Origin of the sequence: Streptomyces xiamenensis (genome assembly GCF_000993785.3) — a bacterium.
GTDB classification, from domain to species: Bacteria; Actinomycetota; Actinomycetes; order Streptomycetales; family Streptomycetaceae; genus Streptomyces; species Streptomyces xiamenensis.
The window spans coordinates 3817021-3834609 of sequence record NZ_CP009922.3 but is presented as its reverse complement, the minus strand read 5'-3'; the positions used below and the strand labels follow the sequence as shown (position 1 = coordinate 3834609).

Below are 17589 nucleotides of genomic sequence, written 5' to 3'. Positions count from 1 at the left end.
AAGATCTCCGGTGGAGCGGCGGTGGAACGGTGAACGGCCCCAGCCGCTCTCGACCGGGGTGCGAGGAAGATGGGGAAAGCTGCCGCCGGTTGTGAAACCGGACCGCGATACCCACGGCCACGATGGAGATCCCGGCGTGAAGCAGAAATTCGATGACCTAGCCCTTTTCGGCGGCCCGGCGGAATTCTCGCAGCCACTGTCCGTGGGACGGCCCACTGTCGGTGACAGGAAGCGTTTCCTGGAGCGGCTGAACGGGGCCCTCGACCGGCAATGGCTGACCAACGGCGGCCCTTTGGTGCACGAGTTCGAGGACCGCGTGGCGGAGGTGGCCGGCACCCGCCACTGCGTGGCCACCAGCAACGCCACCATGGCACTGCATCTGCTGTACATGGCCACCGGGTTGTCCGGCGAGGTCATCATGCCGGCGATGACCTACGTGGCCACCGCCCACGCGGCCCGGGCACTCGGGCTCACCCCGGTGTTCTGCGACGTCGACCCGGACACCGGCTGCATCGACCCGCGCCGGGCGGAGGAGGCCGTGACCGCGCGCACCTCCGGGATCGTCGGGGTGCATCTGTGGGGCAGGCCCAGTGCGATCGACGACCTGGGGAAGGTGGCGGAACGGCACGGTCTGCGCCTGCTGTTCGACGCGGCCCACGCCCTGGGCTGCTCGTACCGGGGCCGGCCCGTCGGCGGCTTCGGCGCCGCCGAGGTGTTCAGCTTCCACGCGACGAAAGTGGTCAACAGCTTCGAGGGAGGCGCCGTCGTCACCGACGACGGTGACCTCGCCGAACGGCTGCGGTCCCTGCGCTCCTTCGGCTTCGGCCCCGACGGCACCAGCCAGCGGGTCGGCATCAACGCCAAGATGAGCGAGGCCGCCGCGGCGATGGGGCTCACCTCGCTGGAGGCGTTCGAGGAGACCCGGCGGCACAACCGCGTCAACCTCGACCACTACGCCGCCGGACTGGCGGGAGTGGACGGCGTCGAAGTCGTCACCTACGACGCCGCGCAGAACCCCAACTGCCAGTACGTGGTGATCCGCGTCGACGAGGCCGTCACCGGAATCCACCGCGATCTGCTGATGCGGGTGCTGAAGGAGGAGAACATCACCACCCAGCGCTACTTCTCCCCCGCGTGCCACCAGGTCGAGCCGTACCGCACGGAGCGCCCCGTTGTACTCCCGCACACCGAACGGCTCGCGGAGCAGGTACTGGCCCTGCCGACCGGACCCACGGTCGCGACGGCGGACATCCACCGGGTGTGCGAGGTCCTACGGTGCGCGGTCGGCGCGGGGCCGCAGGTGACCGAGCGGTTCCGAGGCTGTGAGGAGACGGCATGAAACGTGAGTCAAGACTGTTGAGCGTGGGGCTGCTCGGCCCGCTCTCCCCGCGGCTGGGCCGCAAGCCGGTGCGCACCAGCGCCCCCAAGCAGCGGCAGGTGCTGGCGCTGCTCGCGCTGAACGCGGGCCGGGTGGTCACGGTGCCCACCCTCGTCGACGAGCTGTGGGGGGACCACCCGCCGCGCAGCTACGCCACCACCCTGCAGACCTACATCCTGCAACTGCGCAACGCGCTGGCCGCCGTGGACCGCGGCGACCTCGGCGCCCGCCAGTTGCTCAGCACCGGCCGCCACGGCTACCAGCTGGAGGCGGACACCTGTGAGACGGACGTCGAGGTGTTCCACCGCCGGGTACGCGCCGGCCGTGCGGCGGCCGAGGCGGGCGACCACGGCCGCGCCTCGGCCGAGCTGGACCGTGCGCTGGGTCTGTGGCGCGGCTCGGCCCTGGTGGATGTCCGGCTGGGCCGGGTGCTGGAGATCGAGGCCTCGTCGCTGGAGGAACACCGGCTCAGGGCCCTGGAGTCGCGGATCGAGGCCGACCTGCGGCTGGGGCGGCACGCCGACCTGCTGGGTGAGCTGACGTTCGTGGCGGCCAAGCACCCGATGAACGAAACACTGTGCGCGTACCTGATGACGGCCCTGTACCGCGCGGGCCATGTCGGGCGCTCGCTCCAGGCGTTCCACCGGCTGCGGGCGGCCCTCAACCGTGAGCTGGGCATCGAGCCCTGCCAGCGGCTCCAGCGGCTCCAGGCGGCCATCGTGTCGGGGACCGGGCGCTGAGCCGCCTCTCGCGGACCTCGCGAGGACGGAACGGCACGGGCGGACCGCCGGGACCGGCGGGACGGAAGGAGCTGACGTGCACGGAATACGGACGGACGATCCGGTCGGGCGGGCGGTGGCGTGCGTCCGGGAGCGTTACGCAGACCCGCTGACGCTCGCGGACCTCGCGGACAGCGCGGGGCTCAGCCGCTTCCACTTCGCCCGGCTGTTCAAAGAAACCACCGGGATCACGCCCGGCCGGTTCCTGGCGGCGGTGCGCCTGCACCGGGCCAAGCGGCTGTTGCTGAGCACCTCGCTGAACATCGCCGACGTCTCGGCCGCCGTCGGGTACGTGAGCCTTGGCTCGTTCACCACGAGCTTCACGGTCGGGGTGGGGATCTCTCCCGGCCGGTTCCGGCGGGTGTCCCGGGCCGGGGGGCCGGCGCTGCCCGCGGTCCGGGCGTCCTCCGCAGCGGGACGCGGGGCGGTCGCCGGGACGGTCAGCCTGCCGGACGGGCACGGCAACGCCCGGGTGTACATCGGCGCGTTCGGCACCCCGATCGTCGAACACCCCTCGCTCGCCGGGGTCCTGGTGGACGTGCCCGGCGGGCGGCCGTCCTGCTATCACCTGCCGGACGTACCCGCGGGCACCTGGTACGTGCACGCGGTCGCGGTGGCCGACGGGGTGGGGCCCGATCCGCGTGCCCACCGGACGCCGCTGATCGGCGGCCAGCCCTCGGTGACCGTGGCCGCGGGCAGCGTCACCAGCAGCGCGGTGCGGCTGCGCCGGGTGCGTCCCACCGACCCGCCGGTGCTGCTCGCGCTGCCCGACCTCGTCCCGCCGCGGGTGCCCGCCGTGTCCATCGGCTGCCCCGCCCTGACCCCGCGCCCGGCGGCATCCCCGCCCGGAGCCAGGCCACTGGCCGCCGTGGGAGCGCCGCAGCCGTCCTGAGCGGAGGGCGCCGCGCCCCGGAACGCCCCCGGCGCTGCCCGTGGGAAGGCGGCCCCGCCCACGGTGCCGTGCGCCAGGCCGGGTTCGCGGTGCGCCGTGCGCCCCGTGGGGCTCCGGGCGTTCCCGCCGTCCGGTCGTTGCGGGCGCCGTGGCGTGGCCGCCGCCGGGCGGCGGCCACGGCCCGGGGTTACACGGCCTCCTGCGTGGCCTTCAGCCGTTCGGCGAAGGTGCTCCACTCGCGGCCGATGCTCTCGGCGATCGGGGCGATCACGCACTGCCAGTGTGCGGGGATGGAGCTGACGAACTCCCGCCAGCCGTCCGGGTCACTGGCGTGCAGCGCCATCCACTGAAGGAACTCCTTGCCGGCCTCGGTGTACCGGATGGTCGGGTCCTTGGCCATCTTGGCCGCCACCCCGGGCCAGGTGACCGGAGCGTCGATGTGGTTCCTGCGGCGCGGAGCGACGTCGGCGGCGGCCGTCAGCGCGTCGGCCCGTTCCGCCGGTTCCCGTGGGGTGGCGTACGGCACGGGCGGGCCGGCCGGACCGGGGGCGGGTACGGCCACGGGAGCGGGGGCCCGTGCCGGGGCGCGGTGGCCGTCCAGCTCGGGGCTGATGCCCCGGCGCAGCCGCGAACTCACATCGTGCACCGTGCCGAGGGAGACATCGGTGTCCCGGGCCACCTGCCGGAGGGGGGCGTCGGGGTGGGCGCGGATGTACTCGGCGGCCCGCTGTCTGCCCTCGCCCGAGGCCACCGGCCGGCGTCTGCCGTCGCGGCCCAGGCGCTTGCCGCCGGCTGCCGCCGCCCCCGTGGAGCGGCCGCGCAGGGACGCGATGGTCTTGGCGCTCAACCCGGTGATGCCGGCGATGGCCCGGTCGGACCAGTCGGCGTGTGCGGACAGCACGCGCTGGGCCCCCGAGACCCGGTCGGCCTTGGACAGCGGCAGCCCGTGCGAACTGTTCGCCTTCATGGCGAGAACGAGCGCTTCCGAATCCGTGCAGTCGAGAAAGCGCGCCTCGATGAAATGGTCACCGCGCAATTTCGCCGCTTCCAGCCGGTGCAGTCCGTCGATGACGCGCCAGCCGTCCTCCTGGACGAGAATGGGCGGGAGTTTGGACGTTCCGGCGGCGTCGACGAGCAGACGTACATGTGTGGCGCTGGTACCAGCCTTGCGCAGGTATTGTTCGGGGGACACCTCGCTGACCGGGACGTCCCGTATCGGCAGTTGCTCGAAGTTTTTCAGGTCGAATCCGTCCTGGGTCACCGATGCGTCCGCGTCCGGCGTGACAGAGCCGAAGTCGCCCGCTATCAGAACGGTCCGCCCGTGGTCCAGAGCCATCCGGTGTGCTCCTTTCTTCTGCCGTGTCCCGAAGCGTGGCAGAAGGGTCTTTAGCCGGAGTCGAGGGCGACTGACGCCTCGGTGGAGCGCGGACCCCGTGGCAGGCGGACGCGGTGGGCGGCTCAGTTCCGCGCCGCGTTCACGGGGCCGGCGGGGCCGAACCAGCGCCCCAGCGCGTCCTCCAGACCACCGCCGCCACCCGGCGCGGTCCAGGCCACATAGCCGTCCGGCCGGATCAGCACCGCCTGCGGCAGCCCGTCCGCCCCCGGCGTCCACTCACCCGTGACGGTGTCCACCCGGTCCGCCCAGCCCGCCGCCACCGACACCAACCGCTCCCCGCCACCACCGGTCAGCACCAGCACGCCCCGCGCCGCACGCAACAACTCCGCGACCCTGACCCGGGAACCATCCCGACCGAGCACCGTACGGTCCGGCGGCATCCGCAACCCCAGCAGCGGATGATCACCACCCCCCATCGCATACCGGATGGTCAGTCCGCTCAGCATCCCGGCGAGATACCCGGCTGCTCCCTCGTCCCGCACCATCCGCCGCAGCACCTCGCGGACCGGGTCCATCTCCTCACCGCTCAGCCGCAGTTCGATGGCGGCACGGGCGTTGCGGGCCAACTGCCGTCCGACCGGAAGGCGTTCGTCCTCGTAGGTGTCGAGCAGCGCCTCCGGGGCCGTGCCGCGGATCACCGCCGCCAGCTTCCACCCCAGGTTCACCGCGTCCTGGACCCCCACGCTCAGTCCCTGCGCCATGGCCGGGGGCTGCACATGGGTGGCGTCCCCGGCGAGGAACACCCGGCCGCGCCGGTACGCGTCGGCCACCCGGGAGGCGTCGCTGAAGCAGCTGATCCAGCGGCAGTCCCCGTCGTGGATCGACTCGCCGGTCAGCCGCTGCCAGGCGTCGGCCAGTTCGCTGTAGCGCAGGGATTCCCGGTCGCGCGGCCTCATGCCCCGCTCGTGCACGACGACCCGGGTCACACCGTTCTCCAGGTCCATGGCCATGACCATGCTGCCGCCTGGCAGGTCCTCGCCGATGCGCCGGCGGCGGGTGGTGAGCCCGGTGACATCGGCGGTGTAGAAACCGCGGGTGGGTTCCGGGCCGGGGAAGCCGATGCCGGCCAGCGTACGGACAGTGCTGCGGCCGCCGTCGCAGCCCACCAGGTATCCGGCGTGCTCCTGCCCCGGACCGTCGGGTCCCTCGAAGGCGACCACGACACCACCGGCCGTCTCCTCGAACCCGGTCACCGCGTACCCGCGCCGCACCGGCACCCCCAGGCCGGTCACCCATCCCTCCAGCATCCGCTCCGTGCGGTACTGGGGAATGCCCCGGGCGCTGTAGTGGTCCTCCTCGAACATGTCCAGGTCGATGGGGACCCCGCCGAAGTGGCTGTCGGCGCGCTCGGTGGTGCCCAGCAGGCCGAGCAGTCCGCGCTGGTCGAAGCTCTCCGCCGTGCGGCGGGTGAAGCTGGCGCCGCGTGATTCGCGCGACGGTTCCGGCAGCCGCTCGTAGACCACGACATCGGCGCCGCCGAGGCGCAGTTCACCGGCGAGCATCAGCCCGACCGGGCCCGCACCGACAACGATCACATCCCGTGCCATGTCCGTCCTCCTCATCGCTCGCCGACCGTGCCGCGGGCGGGGCCGAACCAGCGCCCCAGCGCGTCCTCCAGACCACCGCCGCCACCCGGCGCGGTCCAGGCCACATAGCCGTCCGGCCGGATCAGCACCGCCTGCGGCAGCCCGTCCGCCCCCGGCGACCACTCACCCGTGACGGTGTCCACCCGGTCCGCCCAGCCCGCCGCCACCGACACCAACCGCTCCCCGCCACCACCGGTCAGCACCAGCACGCCCCGCGCCGCACGCAACAACTCCGCGACCCTGACCCCGGATCCGTCCCGACGCAGCACCGTACGGTCCGGCGGCATCCGCAACCCCAGCAGCGGATGATCACCACCCCCCACCGGATACCGGATGGTCAGTCCGCTCACGATCCCGGCCAGCCGGGCCGCCGTGTCCCGGTGCCCGGCCAGCTCACCCAGCACATCGCGCAGCGGAGTCATCGCGGCGTCGCCGAGATAGACCGCGGACGCCGCGCGCGCGTCGCGCAGCAACCGCTCCCCGACCGGGTGACGTTCGGCGTGGTAGGTGTCGAGCAGCGCCTCCGGGGCCGTGCCGCGGATCACCGCCGCCAGCTTCCACCCCAGGTTCACCGCGTCCTGGATGCCTGCGCTCAGCCCCCAGGCTGCCAGCGGCGGCAGATCGTGGGCGGCGTCGCCGGCCAGGAACACCCGGCCGCGCCGGTAGCTGTCGGCGAGCGCGGCGTCGTTGCCCCGGGCCCACACCCAGTGCGGCCGCGCCGCGTGCACGGACTCGCCGGTCAGCCGCTGCCATGCGTCGGCGACCGTGGCGAAGGTGAGGGTGCGCGTGTCCGGCCGCGCCGGCAGGCGGCGGTCGTGGATGACGATGCGGCAGCGGCCCTCACCCAGCGGCGTGCACACCACCATGGCGCCGCCGGGCAGCCGCTCGCCGATGGGCCGCGGGCGCGGCATGGCCCCGGTGATCTCGGCGGTGTACATGCCCCGGGTGGATTCCGTTCCCCGGGCCGTGATGCCGGCCAGCGTGCGGACGGTGCTCCCGGCGCCGTCGCAGCCCACCAGGTATCCGGCGTGCTCCTGCCCCGGACCGTCGGGTCCCTCGAAGGCGACCACGACACCACCGGCCGTCTCCTCGAACCCGGTCACCGCGTACCCGCGCCGCACCGGCACCCCGAGACCGGTCACCCAGCCCTCCAGCGCGGCCTCGGTCCTGGCCTGGGACAGGCCCAGGACCCCGCTGTGGTCCTCGTCCAGCATCCCGAGGTCGAACCGGACGCCGCCGAAGTGCCCCATCGGCCCCCACCGGATCTCTCCCAGCCGGGGCAGCAGGCCGCGCTGGTCCAGGGATTCGGCGGCCCGCCGGTTGAAGCCCAGCGCGCGGGACTCGCCGGCCGGGGCGGTCAGCCGGTCGTACACGGTGACCTCCGCCCCGCCCAGCCGGAGTTCGCCGGCCAGCATCAATCCGACCGGCCCGGCACCCACAATGATGACGCCAGACTTCATTTTCCGGCCCTTCGCGCGACGGCTGTGGAATCGGCGCCGACAAACTACACCGGCCCGTTGTTCGACTGCTGACATCTCACGGACGAACGCCCGGGACACACGTGCCGTGAACGGACGGCCTTGCGGACCGGCGCGGCTGACGGTTCATTTGATGACCCGGGTGACGCCGACCCCCGACGGCGAAAGACGACGGAAAGGGAATCCGACGTGACGGTGGAGCGGGTCGCGCTTATCACGGGCGCCAACAAAGGCATGGGATTCGAGACGGCGCGGCAACTGGGCGAGCGCGGCGTCGTCGTGCTGCTCGGCGCCCGGGACGAGGGCCGCGGCGAACAGGCCGCCGACACGCTGGCCCAGCAGGGCGTCACGGCGCTGCCGCTGCACCTGGACGTGACGGATCCGGCCTCGGTGGCCGCCGCCGCGGCCGAGGTGGACCGGCGGTACGGCCGGCTGGACATTCTGGTGAACAACGCGGGCGTCGCCGGGGGCTTCTCGGGCCCGCCCAGCGAAGCCGCGGTCACCGATCTGTGGGAGGTGTACGAGACCAATGTCTTCGGCGTGCTCTCGGTGACCAATGCGATGCTGCCGCTGCTGCGCCGTTCACCGGCCGGACGCATCGTCAACATGTCCAGTCATCTGGGTTCCCTGACCCTGAATTCTGATCCCGAACTGCCCTTCGCGGGCATCAACATGGTCGCCTACCAGTCCTCGAAAACCGCGCTGAACGCCCTCACCGTCGCCTATGCGAAAGAGCTGCACGGAACTCCGGTGAAAATCAACGCGGCCCTGCCCGGAATCGTGGCCACGGATCTCAACGGCCGTCAGGGACAGCGCACCGCGGCCGAGGGCGCCGCGATCGCGGTGGAACTCGCCCTGCTGGACGACGCGGGCCCCTCCGGCGCCTGTCTGTCCGACCGGGGGCCCGTCCCCTGGTGACCATCCCGGCCCGCCCGGCACACGGCGCGGCCCACGACCCCTGTGGCGCCGGTCGCTCCGGCGCCGCACGGCACACACCGACCGTCCCGGCGGGGCACCTTCCCCGCCGGGACATCAGACATGGAGGAACGCGGTGACGGTAGACGGGACGATCCTGGTGCTGGGCGGGACCGGCCGGCAGGGCGGGGCGGTGACCCGCGAGTTGCTGCGCCGCGGGCGCACCGTGCACGCCCTGGTGCGCGATCCGGCGGCGCCGGGGGCGCGGGCGCTCGCGGACCGGGGCGCGGTGCTGGTGCCGGGCGACCTGGACGACGAGGCGTCGCTGCGGGCGGCGATGGAGAAGGTCCACGGGGTGTTCAGCGTCCAGCCGTTCCGCACGCCCGGCGGGGTGGAGGCCGAGGAGCGGTGGGGCAGGACCGTGGGCGACATCGCGGTGGCGTCCGGGGTGGGCCACCTCGTGTACAGCTCGGTGGGTGGTGCCGAACGCTCCAGCGGCATCCCGCACTTCGAGAGCAAGTGGGTGGTCGAGCAGCACCTGCGGTCACTGGATCTGCCGCTGACCGTGCTGCGTCCGACCATGTTCTACGACGTGTTCGACGAGATCGGCCCGCGCCGCACGGACGACGGCCTGGTGCTGGGCATGTGGCTGCGCCCGGAGGTGCCGGTCCAGATCATCTCCACCGAGGACATCGCCGCGTTCACCGCGGACGCGTTCGACGACCCGGCCGGCTGGGTCGGCCGACAGCTGGAGATCGCCGGTGACGAGCTGACCGGGCCGCAGATGGCCGCGGCGTTCGAGCGCGTCTCGGGCATCCCCACCCGGTACCGGTACCTGCCGATCGAGAAGCTGCGCGCGGCACGGGAGGATCTGGCCATCATGTTCGACTGGTTCGACCGCGAGGGGTACCGCGCCGATCTGCCCGCGCTGCGCAGCACCCGGCCGGACCTGGTGAATCTGGAGACCTGGCTGCGCACCCACTGGACGGCGCCCGCGCCGCAGGGGTGACCCGGTGCGGCGCACCGCCGCACGGTACGGCCGAGGCCGCCCGGGAGCCGCGAAAGCGGCGCTCAGGCGGCCTCGGTCACGTTGGCGTCGCGGTCGACCAGGGCCGCGTAGTGGCCGCCCAGGGCGAGCAGTTCACCGTGGGTGCCGCGCTCGACGATCTCACCGCCGTCGAGCACGATGATCTCGTCGGCGTCCCGGACGGTGGACAGCCGGTGCGCGATGGTGATGGTGGTGCGGCCCGCGCTCACCGCGTCGATGGCCTGCTGCACGGCCTGCTCGGTCTGAGTGTCCAGGGCGCTGGTGGCCTCGTCGAGGACCAGCACGGGCGGGTCGCGCAGCACCGCGCGGGCGATCGCCAGGCGCTGCTTCTCCCCGCCGGAGAATCGGTAGCCGCGCTCGCCGACCACCGTGTCGTACCCGTCGGGCAGCGCGGCCACGTGGTCGTGGATGTGCGCGATCCGCGCGGCTGCCTCCAGTTCCGCGTCGGTGGCGTCCGGTTTGGCGAACCGCAGGTTCTCGGCGACCGTCGTGTGGAACAGGTACGTCTCCTGGAAGACGATGCCGACCGCGGCGGCGAGCGTCTCGAAGGACATCTCCCGCACGTCGACACCGTCGATCGTGACGCTGCCGGCGTCCACGTCGTACAGCCTCGGGATCAGATAGCTGAGCGTGGTCTTGCCGGAGCCGGTCTCCCCGACGATCGCCAGGCTCTTGCCGGCCGGGACGGTCACCTCGATGCCGCTCAGCGTTGGTTCCGGCAGCCCGCGGTAGGAGAAGCGGGCGTCCCGGATCCGTACCTCGCCGCGCAGCCGGTCGGGTGCGCGGGGGTGTTCCGGCTCGGGGACCTCGACGGGCAGATCGAGGTACTCGAAGATGCGGCCGAACAGTTCGAGCGAGGTCTGGATCTCCACCCCCACTTCCAGCAGGGAGACCGCCGGCCGCAGCAGGTTCTGCTGGAGGGTGGTGAAGGCGACCAGGGTTCCGATGGAGATCGCCGTGTTCTCGCCCCGGCCCGCCATTCCGGCCACCCAGTAGATCACCGCGGGCATGGAGGCCAGCACGATCCAGGTGGTCGACTGGGCCCAGCGGCCCGCCATGGTGGAGCGCAGTTCCAGGTCGGACAGCTTGGCCGACTCGTGCGAGAACCCGTCGGCCAGGGACCGCGAGCGGCCCATGGTGTGGCCGAGCAGCACACCGCTGACCGACAGCGATTCGTGCACCATCGTGGAGATGGTGGCGTGCTGGCGCTGCCGGGCGCGGGTGATGCGCCGGCGCTGGGTGCCCACCCGGCGGCTCACCCAGATGAAGAAGGGCACCATGATCAGCGACGCGATCGTCAGCCGCCAGTCCAGGACGGCCATGGCCGTGACCGTGGCGATCACGATGGTCACGTCGGAGACCAGTGAGGTGGCGCTGGTGGTGACGGTGGCCTGCATGTCACCGATGTCGTTGGCGATGCGCGACTGCACCTCGCCGGTGCGGGTCCTGGTGAAGAAGTCCAGCGACATCCGCTGGAGATGGCGGTACACGGCGCTGCGCAGCTCGTGCATCACGCGCTGGCCGAGCTTGGTGGAGACATAGCTCTGCCAGACGTTGAACGAGCTGTTGGCGATCGCCACCACCACCATGCCCGCGGCCAGTGCGCTCAGCAGGCCGGTGCGCTGTTCGGGCAGCGCCACATCCATGATCTCGCGGATCAGGAACGGGTTGACCAGCGAGATCAGCGCGGAGATGACCACGAGGGCCCCGACGAGCAGCAGGGCGGACCGGTGGGGCAGGAACAGCCCCAGGACCCGCCGCAGCGGCACCCGGGGGTTGGCGTCCTCCGCCGTGGCGGACTCCCCGGTGTCACCGGCTTCCCCGGTGCTCCCGGCCTCCCCCGTCCGCGTGTCCTCGGTACTCAATAACGCCTCTCCCCCGCCGGGCGCCCGGCCGCGGTGCGGGCGCGGTGCCCGTACCTCACGCGGACTCCCAGCTGTAGAAGCGCTGCGCCATGGCGTCGGCCGGCGTCCGCCAGGTCGCCGGGTCGAAGGCGTCGATGTACGGCTTCAGGTCCTGGCTGACGCGGATGAACCGCGGGTCGGTCTTGGCCTCTTCGATGAGCGTCCCGCCGTTGTCGCCGTCGAAGTCCTGGAGATGGAAGTACAGGCCGTGGAAGGAGAACAGCTGACGCCGCCGGGTTCCCATCCGGTGCGGCATGTCGGTGCTGTCGAACGCGCTGAAGATCCGGGCCACATCGGCGGTGGACTCCGGGGCCATCCTGGCCACGATCAGATTGCTGTGCATGTGCGGCGATGCCTCCGTGTCGGGTGTGCGCGCCGTCCCGGCCCGCTATCGCAGGCGTTCGAGCAGCGCCGCCCACGCGGCGTGCTCCGCACTGGACAACGGTGCGCCGGGCGGCGCTCCGGGGTGTTCGTCCGCTCCGCCCGGCGCGGTCGCCGGGTCGGGCGGGGATGTCGGGTCGGGGTCGGGGGCGGCCGCCGGCGTCGGGACGCAGGGCACGCCCGTCCACAGCTGTCCGCTCCACATGAATCCGTCGCCCAGGAAGGCCACGAAGGACCTCAGGGCGGCCTTCAACCGCGCCGCCACTAGCGGGTGTGGGCGAACCCGGTCAGCACCCGGCCGAGGATGTCCGTCTCCACCCGGTGCCAGGAGCCGGGCAGCTGCATCCCCCAGCCGTTGGGCAGGGCCTGTGCGGTGGCACGGGCCGCCGCGCTCAGCCAGTCGCTGGTGCCGTCGCTGCTGACCACCAGCGCGGGCGTGCGCACATCGGCCAGCCGCTCGACGGGGACCTTGAAGTCGCCGCAGATGGCGGTGTCGTAGGGGAGGGTGTGGGCGTTGGCCTCATTGGTCGCCCACAGCGGGGTGCCGCGCCACTGCTCGATGGTCTCGGGAGCGAACCCGACCAGCTCGGCGAGGAAGTACTCGGCAGCCTCACCGCGCCGGTCACGCGCCAGCAGGTCCTTGAGCCGCTCCAGGAAGTCGGCCGGCGGCTGCGGGTACCCCTCGATGCGGAAGTACGGTTCGTGCAGGGCGAGTTTGGTGATGGGTGCGCCCGCGATGACCGCTTCCAGGGCCAGATTGGCGCCGGAGGACCCGGCGAACACCACCGCCTGCCCGCCGGCTTCCCCGATGACGGCCGTGAGGTCCTCGATCTCCCGCTCCACGGCGTACTCGGGGGAGTCGCCGCTCTGCCCGCGGCCCCGGCGGTCATAGACGTACGTGGTGCAGTGCGGCGCCAGTTCGGGCACCAGCGAGTCGAAGATGGTGTGATCGCGGAATCCGCCGTTCAGCAGCACGATCGGCGGGCCCTCACCCGCCTTCTCGTAGGCGATCGTCGTGCCGTCCCGCGAAACGACCTTGCGCATTCCGCACTCCTCACCGCGACTGGACGTGTGCTCCCGCCGCCAATGTCGGGCAGCGCGGTTGACCGCCGGTCGAGCCTCGGTCAAGGCACTGCGGCGGGGCGGCCTGTCGGTGACCCGCGTCCGACGCGCGGGTCGGCCGTACCTCGCCTGGCTCCTTCGGCTCGCGCCGCCCCGAACGGGAGCGCGAGATCCCGAGCGCCCAGCACGCCAGGTCGCACCGGGCCAGAGCCGTCATCACCGCCTGTGTCGTCAGGATCCACCCGCGCCCGGTGCGGAACGGACAGGCCAAGGTGACACCCCGCGCATAACATGTCACGCATGAGCATCAATCTCTCGCAGTGCTTCATCGCCGTGGACGACCACGACAAGGCCCTCGCGTTCTACCGTGACGTGCTGGGGCTGGAGGTCCGCAACGACGTCGGTTTCGAGGGCATGCGGTGGGTGACCGTCGGCTCTCCGGACCAGCCGGACGTGGACATCGTGCTGGAGCCGCCGCTGGCGGACCCCAACGCCTCGCCCGCCGACAAGGACGCGATGGCCCAGCTGCTGGCCAAGGGCCAGCTGCGCGGCGTCATCTTCTCCACGGACGACTGCGACGCCACCTTCGAGCGCATCCGCGCCGCGGGCGGCGAGGTGCTCCAGGAGCCGGTCGATCAGCCGTACGGGGTGCGCGACTGCGCCTTCCGCGACCCGTCGGGGAACATGCTGCGTTTCAGTCAGCCCCGTACGTCCTGACCTCGGGCGCGGGGCCGGATCCGGTCGCCTCGGGACCGGTCAGGATCGGAGAAGCGCCCGGCGCCGTCCGCCGCCTAGCGTGGTCGCATGGACATCGCCATTCACGCGAGCTTCCTCCCCCACAGCGACCCGGATGCCTCGCTCGCCTTCTACCGCGACGTTCTCGGCTTCGAGGTCCGCAACGACACGGGGTACGACGGGCTGCGCTGGATCACGGTCGGCCCGGTGGGCCAGCCCGGCACGTCCATCGTCCTGGAGCCGCCGGCCGTCGATCCGGGGATCACTCCGGCGGAACGCCGCACCATCGCCGAGATGATGGCCAAGGGCACCTACGCCGGTGTCCTGCTGGCCACCTCCGACCTCGACGGCCTCTTCGGCCGGCTGAAGGACCGGGGCGCCGAGATCGTCCAGGAACCCACCGAGCAGTCGTACGGCGGACGTGACTGCGCCGTCCGCGACCCCGCGGGCAACTACGTCCGCATCAAAGAGATCCGCTAGGTCCTCGCGAGCGGCAACTGAGTCGGCGTCAGGCCCAGGTGTACGTTCACGCACAACCCCACACCCGTGCCTTTGGAGGCAGAAGATGACCCTCTCACTCGATGTCATGAGTCTCGGCGTTCCCGAGGTGAAGGACGCGCGGGAGTTCTACACCGCGACCTTCGCGCCCACCGCCGAGGAACACGGCGGGCATGTGAACCTCGACCTGCACGGCACCGGGCAGCTCGCCCTGTACGGCAACGAGGCGCTGGCCGCCGACGCGAAGAAGGACACCCCGGCCCCGGACGCCGGGTTCCGCGGCTATGTCATGACCTTCATCGTCAAGCAGCCCACCGAGGTCAAGAACGTGGTGGACGCCGCGGTCCAGGGCGGCGCGACGGTGCTGAAGCCGGCCAAGAAGTCGCTGTTCGGGGCGTTCTCCGCGGTGTACCGGGCGCCCGACGGTTCGATCTGGAAGGTGGCGGCGCCGCACAAGAAGGACAAGGGCCCGGTGTCGGAGCCGGCCGTGCCGACCGAGACGGCGGCCCTGCTGGGCGTCGCCGACATGAAGGCCGCCAAGTCCTTCTACGAGGCGCTGGGCATGAAGGTCGACAAGGACTACAAGCACTACGCCGACTTCCACCCGGACTCCGGCACCTGCCGGCTGGGCCTGATGCCGCGCGGCACCCTGGCCAAGGACGCGGGCGTCGAGGACGGCGGCGCCACCGGCTTCGCGGCGGCGGTGCTGCACCGCCGCGCCGGATCGCGTGAGGAGGTCGACGCGACGCTGACGGCCGCCGCCTCCGCCGGGGGCGGGATCGCCGTCGAGGCCGGCGAGAGCGAGGACGGGTACAGCGGCCACTTCACCGACCCCGACGGCTTCCTGTGGAAGGTGACCGCCGCGTAGGGTCCGAGCCCCCGGGGCCGGGCGGCCCACCCCGACCGGGGAGCACCCGGCCCCGGGCGCACCGGGGCGCCGCCGCGACGGGAGCGGCGTGGGCGACCGCACCGATGGATGGAGAGACGATGCCGAAGGCCACGAGGACCGACGCGCTGCACACCGCCGACCGCCACGATGTGATCCGGGTGCGGGGCGCGCGCGAGAACAACCTCCGGGACGTCAGCATCGACCTCCCCAAGCGCCGGTTGACGGTGTTCACCGGGGTCTCCGGCTCCGGCAAGAGTTCGCTGGTGTTCGCGACGATCGCCGCCGAGTCGCAGCGGATGATCAACGAGACCTACAGCGCCTTCGTGCAGGGCTTCATGCCCACCATGGCGCGACCGGACGTCGATGTCCTCAGCGGGCTGACCAGCGCGATCATCGTCGACCAGGAGCGTCTGGGGGCCAATCCGCGCTCCACCGTCGGCACCGTCACCGACGCCAGCGCACTGCTGCGCATCCTGTTCAGCCGGCTCGGGACGCCCCATCTGGGCTCCCCGCAGTCGTTCTCCTTCAACGTCCCCTCGGTGAAGGCCGCCGGGGCCGTCACCGTCGAACGCGGTGACAAGAAGACGGTGAAGGCGACGTACACGCTCACCGGCGGTATGTGCCCGCAGTGCGAGGGGCGGGGCACGGCGTCCGCCATCGACCTCACCCAGCTCTACGACGCGGACAAGTCGCTGAACGGGGGCGCGATCACGGTGCCCGGCTACAAGGCGGGCGGCTGGTCGGTGCGGTACTTCAGCGAGTCGGGATTCCTCGACCCGGACAAGCCGATCCGCGACTACTCCGAACAGGAGCTGCACGACTTCCTCCACCGGGAGCCGGCCAAGGTGAAGATCGGGGGTACGAACATGACCTACGAGGGTCTGGTGCTCCAGGTGAAGCGGTCGTTCCTGGCGAAGGACAAGGAGGCGATGCAGCCGCACATCCGGGCGTTCGTGGACCGGGCGGTCACCTTCACCGCCTGTCCCGGGTGCGAGGGCACCCGGCTCAGCGAGGCGGCCCGCTCCTCGAAGATCCGGGGCAAGAACATCGCCGACCTGTGCGCGATGCAGATCAGCGATCTCGCCCGGTGGGTGCGGGAGCTGGACGAGCCCTCGGTGGGGCCGCTGCTGTCCTCCCTCCAGCACCTGCTGGACAAGTTCACGGAGATCGGCCTGGGCTACCTCTCCCTGGACCGGTCATCGGGGACCCTGTCCGGAGGTGAGGCGCAGCGCACCAAGATGATCCGTCATCTCGGCTCCTCGCTCACCGACGTCACCTACGTCTTCGACGAACCCACCACCGGACTGCACCCGCACGACATCCAGCGCATGAACGACCTGCTGCTCCAGCTGCGCGACAAGGGCAACACCGTGCTGGTGGTGGAGCACAAGCCGGAGGCGATCGCGATCGCCGACCACGTCGTGGACCTGGGCCCCGGCGCGGGCGCCGACGGCGGGACCATCTGTTTCGAGGGCACCGCCGACGCGCTGCGCGCCGGCGACACCCTCACCGGCCGGCACCTGGACGACAAGGCCGCGCTCAAGGACACGGTGCGCGAACCGTCCGGGGCGCTGGAGATCCGGGGGGCGAACGCGCACAACCTCAAAGATGTCGATGTCGACATCCCGCTGGGCGTGCTCACGGTCGTCACCGGGGTGGCCGGCTCCGGGAAGAGCTCGCTCATCCACGGCTCGCTGGTCCAGGGGCCGGGTGCGGCCGGTGCGGGGGTGGTGGCGGTGGACCAGAGCCCGATCCGCGGCTCGCGGCGCTCCAACCCGGCCACGTACACGGGGCTGCTCGAACCGGTCCGCAAGGCGTTCGCCAAGGCCAACGGCGTCAAGCCCGCCCTGTTCAGCGCCAATTCGGAGGGCGCCTGCCCGGCCTGCAACGGCGCCGGGGTGATCTACACCGACCTCGGCATGATGGACGGCGTCTCGACCACCTGCGAGGAGTGCGAGGGCAAGCGGTTCCAGGCGGCGGTGCTGGAGTACCGCCTGGGCGGCCGGGACATCAGCCAGGTACTGGCCATGCCGGTGGCCGAGGCGCGGACGTTCTTCGGGGAGGGCGAGGCCCGGATCCCCGCGGTCCGCACCGTCCTGGACCGGCTGGTCGATGTCGGCCTCGGCTATCTGAGCCTGGGCCAGCCGCTCACCACGCTGTCCGGCGGCGAACGGCAGCGGCTCAAGCTCGCCACCCACATGGGCGACAAGGGCGGCGTCTACGTCCTGGACGAGCCCACCACCGGCCTGCACCTCGCCGATGTGGAGCAGCTGCTGGGGCTGCTCGACAGGCTGGTCGACGCCGGCAAGAGCGTCGTCGTCATCGCCCACCACCAGGCCGTCATGGCGCACGCCGACTGGATCATCGACCTCGGCCCGGGCGCCGGACACGACGGCGGCCAGGTCGTCTTCCAGGGCACCCCGGCGCAGTTGGTCGCCGAACGCTCCACCCTCACCGGCGAGCACCTGGCCGCGTACGTCGGCGCCTGACGGCGCCCCCACCAGCCCCGCCGGCCCCGTTCGACTGTCTCCCCCCGTGCGGTTGAACCGGGGCCGGCGGCCTTCCCGCCGCCGGCTCCCTCCCGGCGCGAACGGTGAGGATGGCGAACGGACGGCGTGGTCGGGGACGATGCGAAGCGCCGCGACATC

At 72.0% G+C, this 17589-nt stretch carries 16 protein-coding genes; 9 read left to right on the top strand and 7 right to left on the bottom strand.

All coding sequences use genetic code 11. The annotated features are described in order from the left end of the window. The first annotated feature begins 202 nt into the window (after positions 1-202). The 3 genes from SXIM_RS17830 to SXIM_RS17820 all read left to right on the top strand — a co-directional run bounded on the left by SXIM_RS17830 (position 203) and on the right by SXIM_RS17820 (position 3049). Positions 203-1339: an aminotransferase class I/II-fold pyridoxal phosphate-dependent enzyme gene (locus SXIM_RS17830; RefSeq protein ID WP_342783609.1), complete on the top strand. Its 1137-nt coding sequence runs from the start codon at positions 203-205 to the stop codon at positions 1337-1339. Continuing rightward, the gene (locus tag SXIM_RS17825; RefSeq protein ID WP_052385081.1) at positions 1336-2118 is read left to right on the top strand and encodes an AfsR/SARP family transcriptional regulator; all 783 of its coding nucleotides are present in this window, start codon (positions 1336-1338) and stop codon (positions 2116-2118) included. The genes SXIM_RS17830 and SXIM_RS17825 overlap by 4 nt, the downstream gene beginning before the upstream one ends. A gap of 76 nt (positions 2119-2194) precedes the next feature. Beyond that, a complete protein-coding gene (locus tag SXIM_RS17820) occupies positions 2195-3049 on the top strand; it encodes a helix-turn-helix domain-containing protein (protein WP_246156896.1) in 855 nt (284 codons plus the stop codon). A 187-nt stretch (positions 3050-3236) separates the two neighbouring features. Here SXIM_RS17820 and SXIM_RS17815 read toward each other — a convergent pair whose 3' ends face one another. The 3 genes from SXIM_RS17815 to SXIM_RS17805 all read right to left on the bottom strand — a co-directional run bounded on the left by SXIM_RS17815 (position 3237) and on the right by SXIM_RS17805 (position 7491). Continuing rightward, complete coding sequence (locus SXIM_RS17815; protein ID WP_030728434.1) at positions 3237-4385, bottom strand: ParB/RepB/Spo0J family partition protein; 1149 nt, start codon at positions 4383-4385, stop codon at positions 3237-3239. A 122-nt stretch (positions 4386-4507) separates the two neighbouring features. Beyond that, positions 4508-5992 carry an FAD-dependent monooxygenase gene (locus SXIM_RS17810; protein ID WP_046724665.1) on the bottom strand — a complete coding sequence of 495 codons (1485 nt, stop codon included), beginning with the start codon at positions 5990-5992 and terminating at the stop codon, positions 4508-4510. An 11-nt stretch (positions 5993-6003) separates the two neighbouring features. Beyond that, positions 6004-7491 carry an FAD-dependent monooxygenase gene (locus SXIM_RS17805; protein WP_046724664.1) on the bottom strand — a complete coding sequence of 496 codons (1488 nt, stop codon included), beginning with the start codon at positions 7489-7491 and terminating at the stop codon, positions 6004-6006. A 207-nt stretch (positions 7492-7698) separates the two neighbouring features. Between SXIM_RS17805 and SXIM_RS17800 the strand changes: the two genes are divergently transcribed. Next, entirely contained in the window at positions 7699-8427 is a 729-nt protein-coding gene (locus SXIM_RS17800; protein WP_046724663.1) for an SDR family oxidoreductase, read from the top strand. A gap of 133 nt (positions 8428-8560) precedes the next feature. Beyond that, on the top strand, positions 8561-9433 hold the full coding sequence (locus SXIM_RS17795) for an NmrA/HSCARG family protein (RefSeq protein WP_107046960.1): 873 nt from the start codon (positions 8561-8563) through the stop codon (positions 9431-9433). A gap of 62 nt (positions 9434-9495) precedes the next feature. Here the strand turns inward: SXIM_RS17795 and SXIM_RS17790 are convergent, their stop codons facing one another. The 4 genes from SXIM_RS17790 to SXIM_RS17775 form a co-directional block, all read right to left on the bottom strand. After that, positions 9496-11241, bottom strand: a complete 1746-nt coding sequence (locus tag SXIM_RS17790) for an ABC transporter ATP-binding protein (protein WP_030728446.1) — start codon at positions 11239-11241, stop codon at positions 9496-9498. Between the two features lie 151 nt (positions 11242-11392). Continuing rightward, the gene (locus tag SXIM_RS17785; protein WP_030728449.1) at positions 11393-11719 is read right to left on the bottom strand and encodes a TcmI family type II polyketide cyclase; all 327 of its coding nucleotides are present in this window, start codon (positions 11717-11719) and stop codon (positions 11393-11395) included. Between the two features lie 45 nt (positions 11720-11764). Then, positions 11765-12022, bottom strand: coding sequence for a hypothetical protein (locus SXIM_RS17780; protein ID WP_030728452.1), 258 nt, complete (start codon positions 12020-12022; stop codon positions 11765-11767). Next, positions 12022-12801 (bottom strand): alpha/beta fold hydrolase, encoded by a 780-nt coding sequence (locus SXIM_RS17775; RefSeq protein WP_030728456.1) that lies wholly within the window; start codon positions 12799-12801, stop codon positions 12022-12024. Before SXIM_RS17775 ends, SXIM_RS17780 begins: the two co-directional genes overlap by 1 nt. 318 nt (positions 12802-13119) lie before the next feature. Here SXIM_RS17775 and SXIM_RS17770 point away from each other — a divergent pair, with 318 nt between their 5' ends. The 4 genes from SXIM_RS17770 (at position 13120) to SXIM_RS17755 (ending at position 17430) form a co-directional block, all read left to right on the top strand. Continuing rightward, positions 13120-13536, top strand: coding sequence for a VOC family protein (locus SXIM_RS17770; RefSeq protein ID WP_030728459.1), 417 nt, complete (start codon positions 13120-13122; stop codon positions 13534-13536). Between the two features lie 87 nt (positions 13537-13623). Next, positions 13624-14034 (top strand): VOC family protein, encoded by a 411-nt coding sequence (locus SXIM_RS17765; protein WP_030728462.1) that lies wholly within the window; start codon positions 13624-13626, stop codon positions 14032-14034. Positions 14035-14119: 85 nt separating this feature from the next. Beyond that, a complete protein-coding gene (locus tag SXIM_RS17760) occupies positions 14120-14920 on the top strand; it encodes a VOC family protein (protein WP_030728465.1) in 801 nt (266 codons plus the stop codon). A 119-nt stretch (positions 14921-15039) separates the two neighbouring features. Then, positions 15040-17430 (top strand): ATP-binding cassette domain-containing protein, encoded by a 2391-nt coding sequence (locus SXIM_RS17755; protein WP_030728468.1) that lies wholly within the window; start codon positions 15040-15042, stop codon positions 17428-17430. Positions 17431-17589: the final 159 nt, after the last annotated feature.